The sequence below is a fragment of the Streptosporangium carneum genome, from assembly GCF_027922005.1.
GTDB lineage: Bacteria > Actinomycetota > Actinomycetes > Streptosporangiales > Streptosporangiaceae > Streptosporangium > Streptosporangium carneum.
On the sequence record NZ_BSEV01000118.1, the window covers coordinates 1 to 595 of the forward strand.

The window sequence follows — 595 nt, forward strand, 5'->3', positions numbered from 1 at the left end:
CAGGCTCATCATGATGGTCGCGCGCGGTACTCGTGGCCGTCGGCGATTCGGTGGATTGCGCTTCGGTTTCAGGCTCGTGTTCTTGAGGTGGGTGAGCCAGCCCCTCGGCACTGCCCAGGCCCATAATGACCAATACGGTCAATAACATAAAAGCGTTTCGAACTAGCACGCGACGAACTCCCGGCAAGATTTATGTGGAGGTTTTACGCGTCAAACCGCCGCACCCCTCAGAATAATGTATGGATTGGCCCGCGAAGGCCCAAGGTTCCGCTCACCGATGTCGCACAACGCTGGCGGTTCGTAGTCGGCTCCACAAGCCCGCTGAAGACACCGGTAATCTGCTGGCAATAACCCGGCAGGCGGCCGGCACAATCTCGAGAAGTCGGCTTTCGTTCGCTTGCTGCCCGTCCAGTCGATGTTCACCCTTGGCAGGTCCGCATCACTGCTCGCGCAATGCGCCCCGATGCGCGCAAACAAATTCACCGCGTGTTGATAGGTGAGATCTGCAAGCTCACTGCGCCGAGCCTCCTCCGGGATATCGAATCGATCAACATGAACGATCGGCCCCTCATCGACGCGGGTCGTCATCTCATGC

At 58.7% G+C, this 595-nt stretch carries 1 protein-coding gene; it reads right to left on the reverse strand.

Annotated elements, in window-relative coordinates; genetic code table 11:
* Window positions 1-210: 210 nt before the first annotated feature.
* A partial coding sequence (locus PKF00_RS44110) for a formyl transferase (protein WP_271223769.1) occupies window positions 211-595 on the reverse strand: 385 nt, incomplete at its 5' end.